The following is a 20,606-nucleotide window of genomic DNA, read 5'->3' on the forward strand; positions in this document are numbered from 1 at the left end:
CGCCTCGCATCGGTCAATAGGAATTGCCGCCGAGAATCGCACCGGACGCTAACGGGGGCCTTGGGCGATGCTAAATCCGGGCACCGGAACGGCGGGATCCGGTGGGAATTCGGCCGGTTTTAGCGTGAATTTAAAGCGGGGCGGGACAATATGTGCCGGCGCTTCTGTAGAGGGGTGAATAATGAGCGAAATTCTCAGTCGGCCGTCCGCGTCGGCCGAGGTCCTGCCCGACGGTCCGCGCGTCACGCGGTCGGGGCTGGCCACCGAGGGTGTGCTGACGACGAACGAGGAGTTCGCGGCCTGGCTCGGCGAGCGCGAGCGGACCGACCGGATGACGGTCGAGCGGGTCCCACTGGCCGAGCTCAAGGGCTGGCACTTCACCGAGGGCAAGGCCTCGCTCGTCCACGACAGCGGGAAGTTCTTCAGCATCCAGGGGGCGGACGTCACGTCGGCCGGGCCCGACCGGCAGGCCTGGCAGCAGCCGCTCATCCACCAGCCCGAGGTCGGCATACTCGGCTTGCTGGCCAAGGAGTTCGGGGGCGTCCTGCACTTCCTGGTGCAGGCCAAGATCGAGCCGGGAAACCGCCGACAGCTCCAGTTGTCGCCGACCGTGCAGGCCACCCGGAGCAACTACACCAAGGTGCACGGCGGAGCGGCCATCCCGTACCTGGACCACTTCCTGCGGGCCGGCCGGGGCCGGGTGCTCGCCGATGTGCTCCAGTCCGAGCAGGGTGCCTGGTTCCTGGGCAAGCGCAACCGCAACATGGTCGTGGAGACCACCGACGAGGTCGAAGTCAGGGACAACTTCCGCTGGCTGACGTACGGTCAGATCCGGCGGCTGCTGGCCGTGCCGAACCTGGTCAACATGGACTCCCGGACGGTCCTCGCCTGCCTGCCGATCGCCCCGTACGGACCGCCGGACGGTCCGGGCGGGCCGGCCGGTGACCGGGTGGGCGAGCAGGCGGGCGGCCCGTCGGCGGGCGCGCCCGACCCGGAGTTCGCCGCCGACCTGTGGCGCTCCCTGCGGGCCGCCGACACCGACGGCCGCCACACCGACGCCGAGATCTCCGGCTGGCTCAACGACGTGCGGGTCGACACCGACCTCGCGGTCGGACCGGTCGAACTGACCGAGCTGCGGGAATGGCGGGTGTCGGACAGTGACATCGCGCACCGGCAGGGCAAGCACTTCCGCATCATCGGCGTCTCGGTGCGCGGCCAGCGCGAGGTCGACGCGTGGCACCAGCCCCTGCTGGCCCCCGTCGACGTCGGCGTCGTCGCCTTCCTGACCCGCCGGATCGACGGGGTCCTGCACGTCCTGATGCGCGCCGCGGTCGAACCCGGCTTCCTGGACGTCGTGGAGCTCGGCCCCACCGTCCAGTGCAGCCCCGCCAGTTACGCGGACGCTCCGCCGGAGCGGCGGCCCCGCTTCTACGACTACGTGGTCGGCGCGACCGACAACGTCCGCTACGACGTCGTGCTCTCCGAGGAGGGCGGCCGCTTCTACCACGCCGAGTGCCGCTACCTGGTCGTCGACTGCGACGACCTGCCGGAGGCCATGGAGCCCCACCCCGACTTCCGCTGGATGACGGTCCGTCAACTGTTGACCTGGGTGCAGCACCGCAACTGCGTCAACGTCCAGGCGCGGACCCTGCTCGCCTGCCTCAACTCGCTTTGGTAGGAAGGTCGTACGATCATTCCGGTAATGGCGGAGGGGAGCGTCGGGCACTCCGCGGGCCGGTGGACGGGACGGCCGCGGAGACGGCCGCAGAGACAGGAGGGGAACCGATGACGACGGTCTCGGACGAGGGTGCCCGCTGGTTCCGGCGGTACGTCCCGGAGGCCCGGGAGGCGCCGGTGCGGCTGGTCTGCCTGCCGCACGCGGGCGGCTCGGCCAGCTACTTCTTCCCGTTCGCCCAGGCGGTCGGGGAGCGTGCGGACGTCCTGGCGGCGCAGTACCCCGGCCGCCAGGACCGCCGGCAGGAACCCTGCATCGACGACATCGGGGCCCTCGCCGACGCCGCCTTCGCCGCGCTGCGCCCGTTCCTCGACCGGCCGGTGGCGCTGTTCGGCCACAGCATGGGCGCCACCCTCGGGTTCGAGCTGGCGCGCCGGATCGAAGCCGCCCCGGGGGCGTCCCTGGTGCGGCTGTTCGCCTCCGGGCGCCGCGCGCCCTCCCGGGCGGGCGGCGAGCTGGTGCACACCTTCGACGACGACCGGCTCCTCGCCGAGGTGGCCCGGCTCAGCGGCACCGACAGCCGCGTCCTGGCCGACGACGAGCTGATGCGCGCGGCGCTGCCGGCGATCCGGGCCGACTACAAGGCCGCCGAGTCCTACCGGCCCGTCGGCGAGGTGGCGTTGGGCTGCCCGATCACCGCCCTCGCCGGCGACGCCGACCCCAAGACCTCGCTGGACGACGTCCGCGCCTGGGAACGGCACACGACGGCCGACTTCGACCTGCACGTCTACCCCGGCGGCCACTTCTTCCCGGCCGAGCACCGGCAGCCGATCGTGGACCTGATGACCGAGCGGCTCGCCGCGCACACGGCCCGGCGCTGAACGGTCCCGCACTGAACGGCCCCGCGCTGAACGACGAAGCCGAACGACGGAAGCCGAACGACGGAAGCCGAACGACGGAAGCCGAACGACGGAAGCCGAACGATGACGAAGCCTAACGACGACCAAGCTGAACGACGACCAAGGAGATGAACGCGTGCCCACTCGTAGATCACTGCTGAAGGGCGGCGCGGTGGCGCTGGCCGCGGCGGGCCTCGGCTCGATGGGCGCCGCCCCGGCCAGCGTGGCCGAGGCGACCGACTGGAGCCGGCTGGGGAACCGGCTGAAGGGCCGCCTGGTCCGGCCGCAGGACCCCGGCTACGCGCTCGCCAAGCAGCTGAACTTCATGGCGTTCGACGCCGTGAACCCGGCCGGCATCGCCTACTGCGCGGACGTCGAGGACGTCCGGACCTGCCTGTCCTTCGCCCACCACCACGGCATACCGGCCGTCCCGCGCAGCGGCGGGCACAGCTACGGCGGCTACTCGACCACCACCGGCCTGATCATCGACGTGTCGCAACTCAACGGCATCCTGGTCGGCCCGCAGAACGCCGTCCTGGGCCCCGGTGCCCAGCTGGTGGACGTCGTCGACCAGGCCTCCGCCAACGGCGTGGCACTCGCGGGCGGGATCTGTCCGACCGTGGCCATGGGCGGATACCTCCAGGGCGGCGGCATCGGCTGGCAGACCCGGGCGCTCGGCCTCGGCGCCGACTCGCTGGTGTCGGCGCAGGTCGTGCTCGCCGACGGGAAGGTGGTGACCGCCTCCGAAGAGGAGCAGCCCGACCTGTTCTGGGCGCTGCGCGGAGGCGGGGGCGGCAACTTCGGCATCGTCACCCGCTACGAGCGGCGCCACACCACCGTCCCGCGGATGGTCAACTACACGCTCGCCTGGCCCTGGGACATCGCCGCGGACGTGCTGGACGGCTGGCAGCGCTGGCTGGCCGACTCGGCCCCCCACGCGATCGGCGCCCGCTGCCTGCTCGGCCTGCTCGACGCCTCCCCGGGCGCCGCGCCGTTCCTGCTCACCGACGGCACCTTCCTCGGCTCGCCCGAGGAGCTCACGCCGCACCTGAACGCGCTGGCCGCGGCGATCGGCCACACGCCGCCCTACCGGAACGTGCAGGACCTGGGCTTCCGCGGCGGCATGATGTCCTGGTTCAAGTGCTCGACCAGTTCGGTCGCCCAGTGCCACCGGGTCGGCAACAACCCGCAGGCGGACCTGCCCCGCACCGGGTTCCAGCTGAGCCGGTCACGGCTGTTCCGGGACAACCTGCCGGTCACCGGGGTGACCGATGTGCTCGGGGCCTTCGAGGCCGACCGCCGGGCCGGCCACGCCCGGATGGTGCACGTCTTCGCGCTGGGCGGGGTCTCCGCCGACATCTCCCGGACCGCGACCGCCTACGTCCACCGCGACGCCCGGTTCTCGGTGGACTGGGCGACCGTGGTGGCGCCCGACAAGGCCACCGACGAGGAGCAGGCGGCCGCCCGGGCGTGGATCGACCACGGCTTCGCCGTCACCGACCGGTACTCCGCGCACGAGACCTACCAGAACTACATCGACCCCGCGCTGCCGGACTGGCGCCAGTCGTACTACGCCGAGAACTATCCGCGGCTGGTGGCGGCGAAGAACGCCTACGACCCGCACGGGTTCTTCTCCTTCGAGCAGAGCATCGGCTGCTGACGCTCCGGCGGCCACCCGCCCCGGACGAGGGGCCCGGCACCAGGGCCCCTCGTCCGGGGCTTCGGTGCCGGGCCCCTCGGTCGTACCGGGTGCTCGGGTGTTTCGCGTGCGGCGCGTTCGGCGGTCAGACCAGCGCCACGAGGGAGTGGACGATCTCGGCCGGCGTCGGCGCGCTCATGATCTCCTCGCGCACCTTCCGTGCCGACGCCCGGAAGGAGTCCTCGGTGAGCACTCGGCCGACGGCCGCCCCGATCTCCGCCGGGCCCGCCTCGGTCGGGTCCAGGGTGATGCTCGCGCCGCCGGCGGCGAAGTTGGCCGCGTTGAACGGGTTGTCGGCCGTCTGCGGCATCATCACCTGCGGCAGGCCGTGCAGGGCCGCCGTGAGCAGCGAACTCGTCCCGCCCTGGTTGACGATGGCGGTGCAGCTCGGGAGGAACAGGTGGAGCGGCACGTTCTCGGCGATCCGGGCGTTGCCGGGCAGCGGCCCGATCTTGGCCCGGTCGCCGGCGCTGATCGCCAGCGTGACCTCCACGTCCAGGTCGGCGAGCCCGGCCACCACCTGCGGCAGGACGAACGCCTCGTCGCCGGCCAGCGCGGAGGTGGAGGTGCCCCAGGTGACGCAGATCCGGGGGCGCTCGGGGCGGTCGAGCACCCAGTCCGGTGCGGCCGCCGAGCCGTTGTAGGGGACGAACCGCATCGGCAGCCGCCCGGGGATGCCCGGCAGCTGGAGGCTGGTGGGCCACGGGTCGACGGTGCGGACCGGGTAGTCGTTGCGGACCTCCGCCCCGTACCGGTCGAACAGTTCGGGGAGCCCGGTGGGCCAGTACGGGCGGACTTCGTCCCCCGCGCCGGGCAGGCCCTGCAGCGGCTGGCTGATCACCCGCATGACGTCCGGCCCCCAGGTCTGGCGGACCAGCGGGATCCCGAGGACCGAGGCGACCAGCGGCGCGGCGAACACCATCGTGTCGGCCACCACCAGGTCCGGCCGCCAGCGCTCGGCGAACCGCAGCAGGTCGGGCGCCATCCGGACGGCGGCCTCGACGAGCGGGGCCATGGTGGCGTTGCGGAGCGCGGCCAGCCGGGCGGCCTCCGGGTCGCCGGGGGCGGGCGGTCCGCCGTGCGGGCCGCCCGGGGCGGCCAGCCCGGTCCGGTCCCAGTCCTTCGCCGGGGCCTCGATCACCCGGTGGCCGCCGCGCGAACGGATCACGCCGTCCATCAGCTCGTAGCCGTGCCCGACCTCGACGGCGGGCAGGCCGACGCCGGTGACGGCCGGGGTGAGGTCCGGCAGGGCGGCGACCCGCACCTCGTGGCCGGCCGCCCGGAAGGCCCAGGCCAGCGGGACCATGTGGAACAGCGGTGTGGTCGTCGCGGCGACCGGCAGAAAGAGGATGCGCAAGGTGCCCTCCTGGGGCGTCGCGGGCGTCACTGGTGTCACGGACGAGAGGGGGTGGCGCGGAGCGGGTGGGGTCCGCCCGTTGGGGTGCTGCCAGGCGGACCGCGCACCGGTGCCCCGCGGTCAGGCGGCGACCAGGGCCTCGATGGAGGAGACCACCGAGGCGGGCGACGGCATGGCGGCGATCTCCTCGCGGATCCGGTCGGCCGACGTCCGGACCGCGTCGTCGGTCAGCACGGTCGTCACCGCGGCGGTGACGGTCTCGGCGGTGAGGTCGGCCGGCTCCAGCAGGACGGACGCGCCACTGGCGGTGAAGCTGATGGAGTTGGTCGGTGTCTCGGAGTTCTCCGGCACGAGCACCTGCGGGACCCCGGCCGCGGCGGCCGTGAGCACCGAGCCGGTGCCGCCCTGGTTGACGATGGCGTCGCAGCTGGGCATCAGCAGGTGGAGCGGCAGGTTCTCGACGACCCGCACGTTGTCCGGCAGGTGCCCGAGGCTCTGCCGGTCGATGCTGCTGACCGTGACCACGAGTTCGACGTCGAGCCCGGCGAGCGCGTCGACGACGCGCGGGAGGACGGTGCTGCGGCCGCCGAGCGCGCTGGTGGTCGTCCCCCAGGTGACGCAGACCCGCGGCCGGCCGGTGCGCGTGAGCACCCAGTCCGGTGCCGTGCCCGCGCCGTTGTAGGCCACGTAGCGGCGGGGCATGGGCTTGGCCGGCCCGAAGGTGCGCAGGCTGGCCGGCCAGGGGTCGAGGGTCTGCGTGACGTAGTCGTTGCGGACCTCCGCCCCGAACCGGTCGAACAGCTCGACCAGCTCGGGGTGCCACTGCTCGCGCTCGGAGCCGGTGTTGGGCTGCCCCTGCAACGGGTGGCCGTAGAGGATGTCGGGGCCCCAGATGTTCCGGACGACCGGGATGCCGAGGACGGCGCTGGCCAGCGACGAGGCGAACAGCGTCGGGTCGGTGACCAGCAGGTCGGGCCGCCACTGCTCGGCGAACCGCAGCAGGTCCGGCGCCAGCCGCTTGTTCAGCTCGACCAGCGGGCCGGACCGCCGCTGTCCCATCGCGCGCCGCTCGTCCTCGGACAGCACCATCAGGGCGGCCGCCGAGATCCGGTGGGCCTCGGGCATGGCCGACATGCTGGCCATGAAGTCGTAGTCGTCGCCCACCTCGACCGGGGTCAGTCCGGTGCTGAGGGTCGTCGTGGTGAGGGACGCCTGCGAGGCGACCCGCACCTCGTGCCCGGCGGCGCGGAAAGCCCACGCCAGCGACACCTGGTGGTAGAGGTGGCTCCCGACGGGGAGCGGGGTGAACAGGACGCGCATATGGACTCCCGGGGGTCTGTGCGGCCGGACGGGCCCAGTCCATCCGACCCGCCTAAAGAGGCCCTGAAAGCGCTCGGAGGCGGCCCCGGCGGCCCGGGCCCGGCCCCGGCACTTCTTGCCGACTCGGCAATTCCCTGCGGTGTCGGAACTTGCCCGGCCGGAACCCGCGTGCGACGCTGGGGCCGTGACGCCAACGGTTCGGGACAGCAAGGTGGCCGCCGTCCGCCGCGCGCTCAGCGAGGTCTCGCTCGGCCTGGCGGTCGAACGGGGCTGGGAGAACGTCCGGGTCGAGGACATCGCGGCCAGGGCCGGCATGTCCACCCGTTCGTTCGGCAACTACTTCCGCAGCAAGAACGAGGCCCTGTACGCGGTCGACCTCGACCGGTCGGCGGCGATCCGCGAGCACTTGCGGGACCGGCCGGCCGACGAACCGCTGCTCGAAGCGGTCGTCAACGCCATGCTCGCCGCCTTCCTGGCCGGCGACAACGTGGACCGCGACCTCGTCACCAAGGTGCGGCTGGCCGTCGCGACCTCGCCGCTCGGCGGCGAGTACCTCAAGGCGCACGCCGCCCGGGAGGCCGCCCTCGCCGCCGGGATCGCCGAGCGGCTCGGCGTCGACCCGCACGCCGACGTCTACCCGCGGCTGCTGGCCACCATGGTGGTCAACGCGGTCCGGGTCGCGATCGAGTTCTGGGTCGACGAACCGCAGAACGTCCCGCTGTCGGAGGCGATCCGGTCCACCCTGGAACGGATCGCCCCCGCGCTCCCCGCGCCCACCGCGTAGCGGCACCGACCGCCGGGACCCCGCGCCGGGGTCCCGGCGGCCCGGCCCGGATCCGTCAGCGCGCCGCGCCGCCGCGCAGCCGGGCCAACCGGTAGAGCAGGCCGATGGTCAGCGCCGCGGGGACGTTCCCGCCGCGGATCCCCAGCAGCGACCGGATCAGCCACAGCTGCGTCTCCACCGAGTGCGCGGGCGCGCCGTGCACGTCGTCGTGGACCAGGCTGCGGAAGTCCCGCACGTGGGTGCGGAGCAGGGACACGTCCGAGCCCGGGATGATCTCGTCGCGCGCGCAGGCGACGTAGCGGACCGGGATGTCCAGCGCGGCGAGCTGCTCGGGCCGCAGCGCCCACTCCCGCAACTCGTCGAGCGCGGCGTCGGACTTGCGGTCCATCAGGTGCGCCAGGGTGTCCACGGTGATCCGCGGCAGGGTGGCCTGCCAGTCCCGGTCGGTGAAGAAGCCGTTGACCGGCGCCCCGGCCGTCAACACCGCCCTGATCCGGCGGTCGTCCATCGCGGCGCGCAGCGCCAGGTGGCCGCTGAAGCTCAGGGCCAGCGCGTACGAGTCGGCCACGTCGGCCCGGTCGGCCACGTGGTCGAGCAGCCCGGGCAGCATCCGCCAGGCGTCCCGGTCGTAGGGCAGGGTGTTCTCGCCGACGCCGGGCATCTCGGTGACGATGCCCGCCATGCCCAGGCGCCGGATCGCGGCCAGCGTGGGCCCCCACTGCTCCTTGACGGTGACGATGCCGCCGCTGACGATCAGCAGCGGCCGCCGGACGCCGTCGGACATCCCGGTCGCCCAGGCGGCGACCCGCCCGTTCGGCAGCTCCACCTCCAACCGCTCGATGTCCGGGTCCTTCCGGCGCCACTCGTCGAAGGTCCGCACGGTCTCGTCCAGCGCCCGGCGGCGTGCGGCCCCGTCCACGAACGGGAACCGGGCCATCGAGTAGTGGCGGCACGCGTCCAGCAGCCGGCCTTCGAGCTCCAGCCGCTTGGCCGAGCGGGTCCACTCGGCGGCCCACGAGCCCTCGCCGTCCGCGTCGTCGCGGATCCGGGCCAGCACCTGCTCGTGGTCCGCGACCTTCTGCCCCCGGGTGTGCGCCAGCACGAACTGCTTCAACTCGCCGACGTCGTTGGTGCCGCCGTCCCGGGGCGGCTCGTCCTCGAACTCCTCCAGCAGGCGCTTGAGGTCGGTCAGCAGGTCGGCGGCCTCCGCGCCGTCGATCACCCGGTGGTCGAAGGTGAGGTTCAGCCGCATCACGGGCGCCACCGTCACCGCGCCGTCGCGCACCACGGGCCGGTCGGTGATCCGCCCGAGGCCGATCGTGACCGTGGTCCCGCCGACCGAGTGGAACCCGTCCACCGCGCGGTGGGACAGCGAGGTCACCGCGACGGTGCCGACGGCGGCGGCCCGGCCGCGCAGCGGGCGGACCCGCGAGCGGTACGCCGCCTCGCCGAGCACCCACGGGAGGCGGCGCAGCAGTCGGGCGCCGGCGAACTCCGGCAGTTGTTCGGCGTCGCCGCCCGTGTAGTGGTCGACCTGCCGCTGGATCTCCTCCAGGCCCGCCGTCTGCAGGTCGGGGACGACCGCCGACAGCACCACCCGCTGCCCGTTCGTGGTGTGGTCCATCGTGAACTTGCCGTTCACCGAGGCGAACCGGGCCACCTTGGGCCGCACCCGGCCGGCGATCGCGGCGTTGGCTGCCGGGTGGGCCGCGAGGGCGCGCCCCGCCGCGAACAGCACGTAGCTCAGCCACGACGAGCGGCGGCCCTCGGCGAGCGCGGCCGCCCGGAGCGCCCCGACCCGGGTCATGTCGACCTCGGTGTCGAGGTGCACCGGCGCGAACGACCGGATCTCCCGGAGGAAGTACAGGGTGGGGCGCCGCTCCCTGGCGACCGGCCCGACCGGCACGGACGGCCCGGCGCTCATGCGCCCACCGCCACGCGGTGGATCTCCCGCAGGCTGCCCGCCGCCAGGACGTCCGGCAGCGAGACCGGCCGCCCGGTCTCCCGCTCCAGGGCGGTCAGCAGGGTCAGCAGGTGCACCGAGTCCCAGCCCGGGAGCCGGTCGAGCGGCAGGCCCGCGTCCTCGGGCCCGAGCGGCAGCCCGATCTCGTCGCGGACCAGCACCATGAAGTCCTCGATGGTCGTCAACTGCTCTCCTCCTGGGACTCGGTGAACTCGATGTGCGCGGGCGGCGCCGCGATGGCGGACAGGTCGTGGCGGTAGACCACGCCACCGCCGTCCGCCTCGCCGGCCCGGGTGAAGCCGTGCTCCGGGTAGAAGTCCCGCGCTCCGGCGTTCTTCGGGCCCGGTCGGAACACGGCCTCCACCGCGTGCGCCCCGGCGGCCTTCGCGTCCGCCAGCACGGCACTCAGACAGGCCGTCTCGATGCCCCGGGAGAACACCCGGCAGCTGAGCACGAAGTTGTCGATGTGCACGACGCCGGCCTCGGCCCGGGTGAGGACCACGCCGACCATGCCGTTGTCGCCGAACCGGTCCGCGGAGCGGATGGCGAGCACCCGGCTCCCGGCGCCGTCCGCGGCCGCCCGCACCTCGGGCGGCTGGAGTCGCCGGCCCGTCATGTTGAACTGGTTGGTCCGCAGCGTGAGCTGCGAGGCCCGGGCCACCTCGGCCTCCGTCACGGGCGCGAACCGCACCCGCACCCCGAGCCCGCGCAGGTAGTCGGCGACGGAGTCGAACGAGGCCAGGAAGCTCTGCCGGTCCAGCTCCTCCCGGTAGCGGGCGGACCGGGCGCGGTCGTCCGCGTTCAGCTCGCGGGTGTCGAACCAGCCGTCGGACAGCAGGCGTTCGACGTGCCGGGCGGGCTCCTCGTCCAGCCGGACCACCGCGACGTCGGGCAGCGCGTGCCGGACCATCCCGCACTCGAAGGCGCTGTCGTCGACGAAGACGAAGGAGTCCACACCGATGTTGAGGGCCTTCGCCAGCTCGGCGAGGTTCTCCGGCTTCGGCCGCCAGTTCGCCGCGACCCGGACGAAGTCGTCCGGCCGCAGGACCATGCCCGGGTGGTCGCGCAGCGCCGCGGCGACCGGCTCAGGATCGTTCTTGCTCGCCACCGCCAGCAGGACGCCCTGCGAGCCGAGCTGCCGGACCACCCGCTGGAACGCGGCGAACGCCTCCCCCCGGGGGGTCTCGCCCAGTTCCACGCCCTCCGCGCCGTCGTCCCCGAGCACCCCGCCCCACAGCGTCCCGTCCAGGTCGCACACCAGCGCCTTCCGGGTCCGCCCGGTGAGGTGCCGCGCCAGGTGCCCGACCTCGCGGGCGTACCGGGCCAGCAGGGCCGGCGACAGGCCGACCCCGGCGTAGCGGCCCAGCCGGGCGTCCTCCGCGGGGATCCCCTCGGCGAGCAGCGGGTCCAGGTCCAGGGTGACCACCGAGGGGAGTTCCTCGCCCAGCGCCAGCAGCCGGGCGTTGGCGGTGCGCCAGGCCGCGCCCAACCGGGCCCGGGAGCGGTAGTCGACCAGCTGCGCGGTGAAGCGCCTCGGCAGCGGCAGCGTGTTGAGCACCAGGGTGCCGGCGCCCCGGCGGCCGAACGCGGCCGCCAGGCCGCGCACCAGCGCGACCTTCTCGTCCAGGACCCGTTCGACGTCCGCGGCCGTCCACGGCAGCGGCACCTCGTCGAAGACCACCTCCGGGTCCAGCACGCACAGCACGACGTCCGGCCGCGCCGCGTACAGGCCGCTGCCGGGGTCGCCGAGGTCGAAGACCCATCCGTCGAAAGCGGACAGGTGCGTTCGTGCCAGCAGGCCGTGGCGGGCCAGTTCCGCGGTCAGCGGGGGGACCAGGGTGCCCAGCGTGCGGTGCCCGGTGACCGCGACCCCGACCACCGGGGCGGACGGGTGCGCGCGCAGCACCTCGTCGGGGTCGAGCCGGGCCAACACCTGGCCCGCCCTGGCCAGTTCGGCGTCCGGCAGGTCCGCGAGCAGGCCGCGGACCCGCGGGTAGTCGTCGGCGAGCCGGCCGGCCGCGTGCAGCTCGGCCACCGCGCGGGCCGAGGGGGCGACGGGGGCGGAGGTCATCGCTCGACCCTCTCCAGGGCGTACCCGGCCTTGATCCACTTGCTCGACTCGATCGCCACCCCGACCGCCCGGTCACCGGCGATCATGCGCGGCAGCAGCCGCTCCAGCTGGAAGAACGGCAGCGCGTTGCCGGTGTTGCCGGTCTCGCGGATGCAGCTGACCTCCCGGGCGTCCGGCACGTCCAGCCGGGCATGGATCTCGGCGGTCATCCGGCCGGACAGCTGCGGCGGCAGGATGTAGTCCAACTCGTCCCGGTCCCAGCCGAGTTCCGAGAGCACCTCGTCGAGGGTGGCCACCGCCAGCGGGGGAACGGAATCGCGGACCGCCTGGTAGTCCTCGACCGCCGCGGGCCGGTCGAGGTGCCGGTCCGCCGCGCCGAACCAGTCCAGGGTCTGCCCCGGCGGCCGGTTCCGGCCCACGCACCGCACCTGCGTCCAGCGCAGCGCGACCGGCTCCGCCGACGGCTCCGTGCTCAGCACCGCCGCCCCGGCGCCGTCCCCGAACAGCACACCGTTGACCTGCTCGCCGGGCGGCAGCGCGCTGACGTCCAACGTCAGGTCGAAGTGCTTGGCACAGGAGTCGGCGCCGATCACCAGCGCGGTGCGGAACGCCCCCGAACCCAGCATGTGCCGGGCCACGTCGAGGGCCTGCACCGCGCCCGCGCACCCCGACTGGAGCTGGTAGCCGGGCACCCCGTCGATGCCCAGCCGGTCGGCGACCACGTTGACCGTGGCCGGCATCAGCATGTCCGGCGAGGAGGTGCCCATCACGACCAGGTCGACCTCGGCCGCCGTGATCCCGGCGGCCGTCAGCGCGCGCTGCGCCGCGGTCACCGCGAGATCGGCCAGGGAGAAGCGGACCTCGCCGGAGTCCAGGTCCACCGAGTAGTGCCGGAGGGGGGTGCCGATGAAGGTGTCGACCCACTGCTCCCAGACCTGGGGCAGTTTGAACCGTCGGGCCAGGGCCGGGATGTCCACCGGCGCGCCGGGCAGCACCGTCCCGGCGGAGTGCACGTACACGTCCATGTTCGTCCTTTCGCCTGCCACCGTCATGCTGTGCCGTGGCGCTTAATCGGTCCTAAGGGCCGACGGGCCGGCGCCGGTGCGGCTCGGCCCGGGGCGCGGTTCGGGGTGCTCTTCGGTGGTGCTTCTCGGTGCTGGTTCTCGGTGGTGGTTCTCGGTGGTGGTTCTCGGTGGTGCTTCCGGTGGTGCTTTCCGGGGCCGGTCGGACCGGGACTAGGAAGCGGCGGGCTCGCCGAACAGGGCGGTGAGGGCGGCGGCGAGGCCCGTGGAGTCCCCCTCCGCCCGTAGCGTCCAGGCGACCCGGCCGTCCGGCCGCAGCAGTACCGCCTCGGCGTCCACAGCGGGCAGTGGCTTCGCCGTGACGAGGTCCACCAGGCCCTCCCGGCCCGCGAGTTCGCCGGCCAGGTCGATGCCGGTACCGGTGCCGGCGGCGCCGCTTCCGTCGCCTCCGTCACCTCCGTCACCTCCGTCGCTTCCGTCGCGGAGGTCGAGCAGTACCGCATGGCCGGCCTCCCAGGCCGCCGCCAGCCCCGGCACCGCCCGCGCGGACGCCGCCACCCCCGGCAGCCGGCGGCCGAGCAGCGGATCGGCGTTCGCTCCGGCCTGCCCCAGCGGATAGCGGGTGTCGGTGCCGCCGACCATGGTGACCAGGTACTCGTTGACGTCCGGGAACCGGATGAGCTCGGCGAAGACCTCCCGCAACGGCGTCAGCGGGTGCAGCAGCGCCGCCTGTGCACGGGTCGTCAGACAGGCCCGGGCCCCCACCGGGTGCCGTTCGTCGTGGTAGCTGTCGAGCAGGCCGTCCGGCGCCCGGCCGGCGAGGTCCGCCGCGAGCTTCCAGCCCAGGTTCACCGCGTCGTCCAGGCCGGTACTGAGCGCCTGCCCGCCGAGAGGGAAGTGCCGGTGCGCGGCGTCCCCCGCGAGGAACACCCGCCCGGCACGGTACCGCTCGGCGAGCCGGGTCGCATGGGACCAGCGGGCCGACCAGAGCGGCGGCTCACCGGCGAACGCGATGCCCGCGAGGCGGCTCACCGCGCCCTGGACCTCCGTCAGTCCCGGCGCGTCGTCCCCGCCGGGCGGCTGCACGCCGAACTCGGCCGTCAGCACCCGGACCGTGTCCGGCCCCAGCGGGCTGACCGCCAGCAGTCCCGCCGGGTACTCGCGGGCGCCCAGGTGCTGGAGCAGGATGCTGTCCGACGTCACCGAGAAGTCGGAGACCGTGCCGTGGAAGGGCTCTTCGTCCCCCGGGAACGCGATGCCGGCCGCCCGGCGCACCACGCTGTCCACCCCGTCGCAGCCGACCAGGTGGCGGCTGCGCAGGGTCTGCCCGCCCGTCGGACCCTCGACCCGCGTCTCGACCAGGTGCTCGTCCTGCTCGACGCCGACCACCCGGTGCCCGAACCGCAGGTCCGCACCCAGCGCCCGCGCCCGCTCCACCAGGTGGTGGACCAGCCTGCCGTGCGGCAGCGAGAAGTTGTACGGGTAGCGGTCGGCGAGCGCGGACGGGTCCAGCCAGATGTGCGCGAAGTGGGCCATCGGGAACTCGAAGCCGTCCGGGCGGCAGGCCTCCATCAGCCCGCGCATCTCCAGGAGTTCGATGACTCCGGGATTGACGGCCACGCCCGGCGAGTGGGCCTCGGGACCGGGACGGCCGTCGAGGACGACGACCTCCGCGCCGGCCAGCCGCAGCTCGCACGCGAGCATGAGCCCGACCGGTCCGGCGCCGGCGATGACGATGTCGTGGTGCATGGAGGTGTCCTCCGGGGTTTCTAGCGGGCCGGGTACGCGGACGCGGCGAGCTTGGCGGGTGTCGGGTTGTCGAAGACCTGTTGCGGTGTCACGTCCAGTCCTGCGGCGCGCATCTGGGCACTCAGGTCGAGGGCGGCCAGGGACGACAGGCCCAGGGTGGGCAGATCGGCGTCTGGGCCGACGCCCTCGGCGGCGTCGATGCCCAGGACCTCCGCCGCCTTGGCGCGGACCAGCTCCAGCACGATCGCGGCGCGTTCGGCGGGGTCCGCGGCGGCGAGCCGGGCCGACAGCGCCGGATCCACGGCCGGGGCCGGGGAGCCGGCGGCGGAGCCAGGTGCGGACGCGGCGGAGGCGGCGGAGGCGAAGCCGGGCAGGCCGGCGAAGAGCGGGTCGGACCCGGGCCAGGGCTCGGCCCTCCGGTCCAGGTCGGCCACCGTCACGTCCCCGGCACCGGGCTGGACGGCGTAGCCGAGCGCCTCGACGGCGAGGGCCGCCGGCAGCGGCCGGAGGCCGGCGGGGGAGGAGGGATCGGGGGCGTCGATGGTGCCGGGGGTGTCGGCGGGGTCGGGGGCGAGCGGTCCGAACGCGAGGGACAGCGCGCGCCCCCCGCGTTCCCGCCGTCGCCGGGCCACCGCCGCCAGGGCGGCGTGCACGGGGGCCGGCCCGTCCTCGCCGGGGGCGGCGAGCGCGCCCGGCCCCGAGGAGCACACCACGAACGCCGCCAGGTCGAGGTGCGCGGTCGCGGCGTCGACCGCGAGCGCGGCGTCGACCGCCGCCCACGGGGAGGCGCCGCCGGCGTGGGCGAGGTGCACCACGGCCGTGGGCGGCCACTGCGCGACCACCCGGGCGAGCGCCTCGCGGTCGCCGGCCGGGCAGTGCGCCACCGTCACCTCGGCGCCCGACTCCTCCGCCGTCCCGATGAGATCGGCCGGCCCGGCGGCGCCGGCCGCAGGATCCGCCGGGCCGGCCAGGACCAACCGGGTGGCGCCCTGCTCGGCGAGCCAGCGGACGGCGTGGCCGCCGAGCACCGGATCGGCTCCGGTGACCAGGACCGGTCCCTCCGGCCACCGGGGGAGGTCGCGGCCGTCCTCGGGCGGGGCGACCCGGGCCAGCCGCCGGGCGAAGAGCCCGGGACCGCGCAGTGCGAGGCGCGGGTCGGCCGGAGGCGCGGAGAGCAGGCCGGCCAGCCGCCGTGCGGACCGGTCGGATCCCCCCTCGTCCGGGCGGTGCGGGGCGGCCGGGGCATGCGGTCCGGGTCGTGCCGGCGGCACCTCCAGGTCGAGCAGGCCGATCGTACGGTGCGGGTGCGCGCCGACGAGGGCCTCGCCGAGGCCCCGGACCGCGGCGTGGTCCGGTGAGACCGGCGGGTCGAGCCGGCCGACCGTGACCGCGCCGGTGGTCAGCACCCACAGCGGAGCGTCCACCCCGGCCCGGTCCAGCGCCTGCGGCAGGGCGGCGGTCAGCGCCAGGCCCCGGCCGGGCTCCGGTGCGAAGGCGAGCAGCGACACGACCGCGCCGGGCGTCCCCTCCGGGCGTCCGGCGAGTCCGGCGCCCACCAGTGCGGCGCCGACCAGTGCGGTGAGGCCGTCGGCGTCCCCGGCAGCCCCGGTGCTCCCGAACGAGGCGGGCACCACGAGGCGGTCGGCGGCGTCGCCGAGCACGGCGGCCAGCCGGGCCGCCGGACCGTCGTCGTCCGGACCGCCGGGCACCAGCAGGAGCAGCCGCCGGGCGGCCGCCGCCGGGCCCTCCGCGACGGGCTGCCAGAGCGTCCGGTGATGCCACCCGGCGCGCCGCCGATGAACGCCCAGCAGGGGCAGGACCTCGGCCAGTGAGGCGAGTTGGGCATCCGACAGCCGCAGGGACCGGCCGAGCGACTCGGCGTCCTGCTCGTCGACGGCCGCCCAGAACCGGGACTCCAGGGATCGCTGCCCCGGCCCGGAGCCTGACCCGGCCGGGTCGGCGACGGGGTTGAGCCAGTAGCTCCGGCGCTGGAACGGGTAGGTCGGCAGCGGGACGCGCGCGGCTCCCGTGCCGGCGAGAAGGGCCGCCCAGTCGACCGGGCGGCCCGTCGCGTGGACCGCGGCCAGCGCCGTCAGCGCGGTCTGCGGCTCGGGCCGGCGGGCGCTCAGCACGGGCACCAGCGTGGGCGTCCGACCGCCGCCCGCAGGCCCGCCGCTCGACTGCCCACCGGCCGTCGGCCCGCCGTTCGTCCCGGCGGTGTCCGCCGGCCCGCCGTCCCCCCGGTCGCGCAGGCACTCGCGCGCCAGTGCGGTCAGCACCGCGTCCGGCCCGAGTTCGACGAAGCAGGTCACCCCGGCCGCGCGCAGCGTGCGGATGCCGTCGGCGAACCGGACCGGCTGCCGGGCGTGCCCCAACCAGTAGCCGGTGGAGCGCAGTTCGGCCGGATCAGCGAGCCCGCCGGTGACGTTGGAGACGAGCGGGATGGTCGGCTCGGCGAACGCCACCCTGGCCAGGGCCTCCCCGAACTCGGCCAGGACACCGTCCATGTGCGGGGAGTGGAAGGCGTGGCTGACAGCGAGCCGCCGGACCCGTCGGCCCTCGGCGCGCCAGTGGGCGGCGACCTCCAGGACCGCCTCCTCGTCCCCGGAGACCACTGTCGCCGACGGTCCGTTGACGGCCGCCACCGACACCTGGGCCTCCCGGCCGACCAGGGTGGCGAGCACCTCCTCCTCCGCCGCCTCGACGGCGACCATCGCGCCGTCCGGCCGGGCCCGCTGCATGGCGCGCGCCCGTGCGGCGACCAGCCCGGCCGCGTCGGACAGGCCGAGGACCCCGGCCACATGCGCGGCGGCCAGCTCGCCGACCGAGTGGCCCAACAGGAAGTCGGGCCGCAGCCCCCAGTGCCCGAGCAGCCGGAACAGCGCCGTCTCCACGGCGAAGATCGCCGGCTGCGCGTACTGCGTCCGGTGCAGCAGCGCGGCGTCCGGGTGGTCCTTGGTGCCGAAGAGCAGCGGGCGCAACGGGCGGTCGAGGTGCCGGTCCAGCTCGGCGCACACCTCGTCCAGGGCGTCGGCGAACACCGGGTGGGCCGCGGCGAGGGCCCGTCCCATGCCGGCGCGCTGGCTGCCCTGGCCGGTGAACAGGTAGGCGAGCCCGCCCGGCCCGGGCTCGGCGCGGCCCACCACCACGTTGCCGGGCAGCAGGTCGCCCCGGGCCAACGCGTCCAGGCCGCGGGTCAGTTCGGCCCGGTCCGTGCCGACGACCACCGCGCGCTGCGCCATGGCGGTGCGGGTGGTGGCGAGCGAGAACGCCACGTCCACGGGGCGCGGCGCCGGGTCGGCGGCGAGCCGGGCGGCCAGCTCGCGGGCGGCATCGCGCAGCGCCGGTTCGTTCCGGGCCGACAGCACCAGCGGGACCGGCCGGGCCGCGGTGTCGTCCGGTGCCGTGCCGTGCATCGAAGTGCCGTGCACAGGAGTGCCGTTCGGCGAAGTGCCGTCCAGCGGAGTGCCGTTCGACGAGGCGCCGTTCGCCGAAGTGATGTTCGCCGAAGTGATGTTCGCCGAAGTGCCGTTCGCCGAGGCGCCCTCCGGCGTCGCGTCGGCGGGGCCGGGCGCCTCCTCCACGATGACGTGCGCGTTGGTGCCGCTGACCCCGAAGGAGGAGACGGCGGCGCGGTGCGGCCGGTTCTCGTGCGGCCAGGGGCGGGCCTCGGCCAGCAGCGCGACGCTGCCGGCCGTCCAGTCCACGTGCGGGCTCGGCTCGGAGGCGTGCAGGGTCCTGGGCAGCACCCCGTGTCGGATGGCCTGCACCATCTTGATCACCCCGGCGACGCCGGCGGCGCCCTGGGTGTGGCCGATGTTGGACTTCACCGAGCCGAGCCAGAGCGGCCGTTCGGCGGGCCGGTCCTGCCCGTAGGTGGCCAGCAGGGCCTGCGCCTCGATCGGGTCGCCCAGGACGGTGCCGGTGCCGTGCCCCTCCACCACGTCCACGTCCGACGGTCCCAGCCGCGCGTCGGCGAGGGCCTGGCGGATCACCCGCTGCTGGGCCGGGCCGTTGGGCGCGGTGAGCCCGTTGGAGGCGCCGTCCTGGTTGACGGCGGAGCCGCGCACCACGGCGAGGACCGGGTGCCCGTTGCGGCGGGCGTCGGAGAGGCGCTCCAGCAGCAGCAGTCCGACGCCCTCGCCCCAGCCCGTGCCGTCCGCACCGGCCGCGAACGACTTGCAGCGCCCGTCCGGTGACAGGCCGCGCTGGCGGCTGAAGTCCACGAAGACGCCGGGCGTCGCCATCACGGTCACCCCGCCCGCCAGCGCCAGCTCGCAGTCCCCGGCGCGCAGCGCCCGGGCCGCCAGGTGCAGGGCGACCAGCGAGGAGGAGCACGCCGTGTCCACCGTGACGGCCGGGCCCTCCAGGCCGAGGGTGTACGCGATCCGCCCGGACGCCACGCTGCTCGCGCTCCCGGTCCCGAGGAAGCCCTCGAAGCCCTCCGGCGTCCGCTCCATCAGGCGGGCGGCGTAGTCGTCGTACAGGACGCCGGCGAAGACACCGGTCCGGCTGCCGCGCAGGGTGGTGGGGTCGATGCCGGCGTTCTCCAGGGTCTCCCAGGCGGTTTCGAGGAGGAGGCGCTGTTGCGGGTCGACGGCCATCGCCTCGCGGGGGCTGATTCCGAAGAACTCGGGGTCGAAGTCGGCGGCGTCGTAGAGGAACCCGCCCTCCTGGGTGTAGCAGGTGCCGGCCTTCTCCGGGTCCGGGTCGTAGAGGGCGTCGAGGTCCCAGCCGCGGTCGCGCGGGAAGGACGAGACCGCGTCGACGCCGTCCGCCACCAGCTGCCACAGGTCCTCGGGCGACCGCACTCCGCCGGGGTAGCGGCAGCCCATCGCCACGATGGCGATCGGTTCGCGCTGGGCGGCCTCGACCTCGGCGAGCCGCCGCCGGGTGTCCTGCAGCTCCGCGGTCGTCCACCTGAGGTAGTCGACGACCTTCTGTTCCTTCACCGCGTCCATCTGGGCAGGTCCTCCGGTCATCGGTCCTCCAGCCCTGCCAGCCCGAGCTCCTGGTCGAGGACGTCGAAGAGTTCGTTGTCGGTCACCGACGCGAGATCGTCGCCGTCCGCGGCGGCCGTCGCCGTCCCCCGCGTCTCGGTGACCCGTAGCAGCAGGGCCTGCAGCCGGGCGCCGAGTCGGTCCCGGCCCGCGTCGTCCAGGTCCGTGGCGGCCACGGCTGCTTCGAGACGCTCCAGTTCCGCCTGGACCGGCGCCTGCCGACCCGCACCGCCGTTGTCGAACTGCTCGCCGAGATGGCTCGCGATGGCCGCCGCGCTGGGGTGGTCGAAGACCAGCGTGGTCGGTAGTCGGAGGCCCGTCGCGGCGGACAACTGGTTGCGCAGGCTCACGGCGGTGAGCGAGTCGAAGCCGAGGTCCTTGAGCGCCTGGCCCGGCACGACGGCGGCGGCCGATTCGTGGCCCAGAACCGTCGCGACGTGCGTGCGCACCAGGTCGAGCAGGACCTGTCCCCGCTTGTTCTCGTCCAGGCCGCTGAGGCGTTCGGCCAGCGCCGCGCTGCCGGCGGATGCCGCCGCCTGTCGGGCCGGGGCGGGGACCAGCCGGTCGAAGAGCGGCGGGAGCGTGCCGTTGCGTGCGTGGCGGCGTAGGGCGTTTCGGTCGGTGGGGGTGAGGAGGAGGTGGGGGTGGGGGGTGTGGAGGGTGGTGTCGAAGAGGGTGAGGGCGGTGGGGGTGGTGAGGGGGGTGAGTCCGGTGGTGTTGAGGCGTTGGTGGTCGGTCTCGGTGAGGGTGTTGGTCATGGTGCTGGTGTCGGTCCAGAGTCCCCAGGCGAGGCTGGTGGCGGGGAGTCCTTGGGTGTGGCGGTGGTGGGCGAGGGTGTCGAGGTAGGTGTTGGCGGCGGCGTAGTTGGCTTGGCCTGGGGTGCCGAGGGTGCCGGCGGCGGAGGAGAAGAGGATGAAGGCTTTGAGGGGGGTGTGGGTGGTGAGTTGGTGGAGGTGCCAGGCGGTGTCGATCTTGGGTTGGAGGACGGTGTGGAGTTGGTGGGGGGTGAGGTTGGTGAGGGTGGTGTCGTCGAGGGTGCCGGCGGTGTGGATGACGGCGGTGAGGGG

At 74.6% G+C, this 20,606-nt stretch carries 12 protein-coding genes and 1 pseudogene; 4 read left to right on the plus strand and 9 right to left on the minus strand.

All coding sequences use genetic code 11. The features are described 5' to 3' along the window. Positions 1-181 precede the first annotated feature (181 nt). The 3 genes from ACFWIS_RS30675 (at position 182) to ACFWIS_RS30685 (ending at position 4,234) form a co-directional block, all read left to right on the plus strand. Entirely contained in the window at positions 182-1,678 is a 1,497-nt protein-coding gene (locus ACFWIS_RS30675; RefSeq protein ID WP_380461385.1) for an NDP-hexose 2,3-dehydratase family protein, read from the plus strand. Between the two features lie 107 nt (positions 1,679-1,785). Then, positions 1,786-2,556, plus strand: coding sequence for a thioesterase II family protein (locus ACFWIS_RS30680; RefSeq protein WP_380461386.1), 771 nt, complete (start codon positions 1,786-1,788; stop codon positions 2,554-2,556). Between the two features lie 154 nt (positions 2,557-2,710). Further along, positions 2,711-4,234 (plus strand): FAD-binding oxidoreductase, encoded by a 1,524-nt coding sequence (locus tag ACFWIS_RS30685; protein ID WP_380461387.1) that lies wholly within the window; start codon positions 2,711-2,713, stop codon positions 4,232-4,234. 124 nt (positions 4,235-4,358) lie between these two features. Here the strand turns inward: ACFWIS_RS30685 and ACFWIS_RS30690 are convergent, their stop codons facing one another. Continuing rightward, the gene (locus ACFWIS_RS30690) at positions 4,359-5,630 is read right to left on the minus strand and encodes a nucleotide disphospho-sugar-binding domain-containing protein (RefSeq protein ID WP_380461388.1); all 1,272 of its coding nucleotides are present in this window, start codon (positions 5,628-5,630) and stop codon (positions 4,359-4,361) included. A gap of 120 nt (positions 5,631-5,750) precedes the next feature. Beyond that, positions 5,751-6,950: a nucleotide disphospho-sugar-binding domain-containing protein gene (locus ACFWIS_RS30695; protein WP_380461389.1), complete on the minus strand. Its 1,200-nt coding sequence runs from the start codon at positions 6,948-6,950 to the stop codon at positions 5,751-5,753. A 184-nt stretch (positions 6,951-7,134) separates the two neighbouring features. On the opposite strand from ACFWIS_RS30695, the gene ACFWIS_RS30700 reads away from it, so the two are divergent. Next, entirely contained in the window at positions 7,135-7,734 is a 600-nt protein-coding gene (locus tag ACFWIS_RS30700) for a TetR/AcrR family transcriptional regulator (RefSeq protein WP_380461390.1), read from the plus strand. 55 nt (positions 7,735-7,789) lie between these two features. Here ACFWIS_RS30700 and ACFWIS_RS30705 read toward each other — a convergent pair whose 3' ends face one another. The 7 genes and pseudogenes from ACFWIS_RS30705 to ACFWIS_RS30735 form a co-directional block, all read right to left on the minus strand. Beyond that, positions 7,790-9,658, minus strand: coding sequence for a 2-oxo acid dehydrogenase subunit E2 (locus ACFWIS_RS30705; protein WP_380461391.1), 1,869 nt, complete (start codon positions 9,656-9,658; stop codon positions 7,790-7,792). Then, positions 9,655-9,882, minus strand: a complete 228-nt coding sequence (locus tag ACFWIS_RS30710; protein WP_380461392.1) for an acyl carrier protein — start codon at positions 9,880-9,882, stop codon at positions 9,655-9,657. The genes ACFWIS_RS30705 and ACFWIS_RS30710 overlap by 4 nt, the downstream gene beginning before the upstream one ends. Beyond that, positions 9,879-11,768, minus strand: coding sequence for an HAD-IIIC family phosphatase (locus tag ACFWIS_RS30715; RefSeq protein WP_380461393.1), 1,890 nt, complete (start codon positions 11,766-11,768; stop codon positions 9,879-9,881). The genes ACFWIS_RS30710 and ACFWIS_RS30715 overlap by 4 nt, the downstream gene beginning before the upstream one ends. After that, positions 11,765-12,793 (minus strand): 3-oxoacyl-ACP synthase III family protein, encoded by a 1,029-nt coding sequence (locus ACFWIS_RS30720; protein ID WP_380461394.1) that lies wholly within the window; start codon positions 12,791-12,793, stop codon positions 11,765-11,767. The genes ACFWIS_RS30715 and ACFWIS_RS30720 overlap by 4 nt, the downstream gene beginning before the upstream one ends. A 210-nt stretch (positions 12,794-13,003) precedes the next feature. Then, on the minus strand, positions 13,004-14,539 hold the full coding sequence (locus ACFWIS_RS30725; RefSeq protein WP_380461395.1) for an FAD-dependent monooxygenase: 1,536 nt from the start codon (positions 14,537-14,539) through the stop codon (positions 13,004-13,006). Between the two features lie 20 nt (positions 14,540-14,559). Next, positions 14,560-19,449: pseudogene (locus ACFWIS_RS30730) on the minus strand (beta-ketoacyl synthase N-terminal-like domain-containing protein); the annotation flags it as partial. A 68-nt stretch (positions 19,450-19,517) separates the two neighbouring features. Next, the coding region (locus ACFWIS_RS30735; protein WP_380524058.1) for a beta-ketoacyl reductase at positions 19,518-20,606 on the minus strand (1,089 nt) is incomplete at its 5' end.

Origin of the sequence: Kitasatospora sp. NPDC127060, assembly GCF_042724935.1 — a bacterium.
Classification (GTDB): Bacteria; Actinomycetota; Actinomycetes; order Streptomycetales; family Streptomycetaceae; genus Kitasatospora.

Coding starts and splice junctions, on each gene's coding strand:
- ACFWIS_RS30725 (WP_380461395.1), bottom strand. CDS start 14,539: ATGCACCACGACATCGTCATCGCCGGCGCCGGACCGGTCGGGCTCATG.
- ACFWIS_RS30715 (WP_380461393.1), bottom strand. CDS start 11,768: ATGACCTCCGCCCCCGTCGCCCCCTCGGCCCGCGCGGTGGCCGAGCTG.
- ACFWIS_RS30720 (WP_380461394.1), bottom strand. CDS start 12,793: ATGGACGTGTACGTGCACTCCGCCGGGACGGTGCTGCCCGGCGCGCCG.
- ACFWIS_RS30680 (WP_380461386.1), top strand. CDS start 1,786: ATGACGACGGTCTCGGACGAGGGTGCCCGCTGGTTCCGGCGGTACGTC.
- ACFWIS_RS30705 (WP_380461391.1), bottom strand. CDS start 9,658: ATGAGCGCCGGGCCGTCCGTGCCGGTCGGGCCGGTCGCCAGGGAGCGG.
- ACFWIS_RS30675 (WP_380461385.1), top strand. CDS start 182: ATGAGCGAAATTCTCAGTCGGCCGTCCGCGTCGGCCGAGGTCCTGCCC.
- ACFWIS_RS30695 (WP_380461389.1), bottom strand. CDS start 6,950: ATGCGCGTCCTGTTCACCCCGCTCCCCGTCGGGAGCCACCTCTACCAC.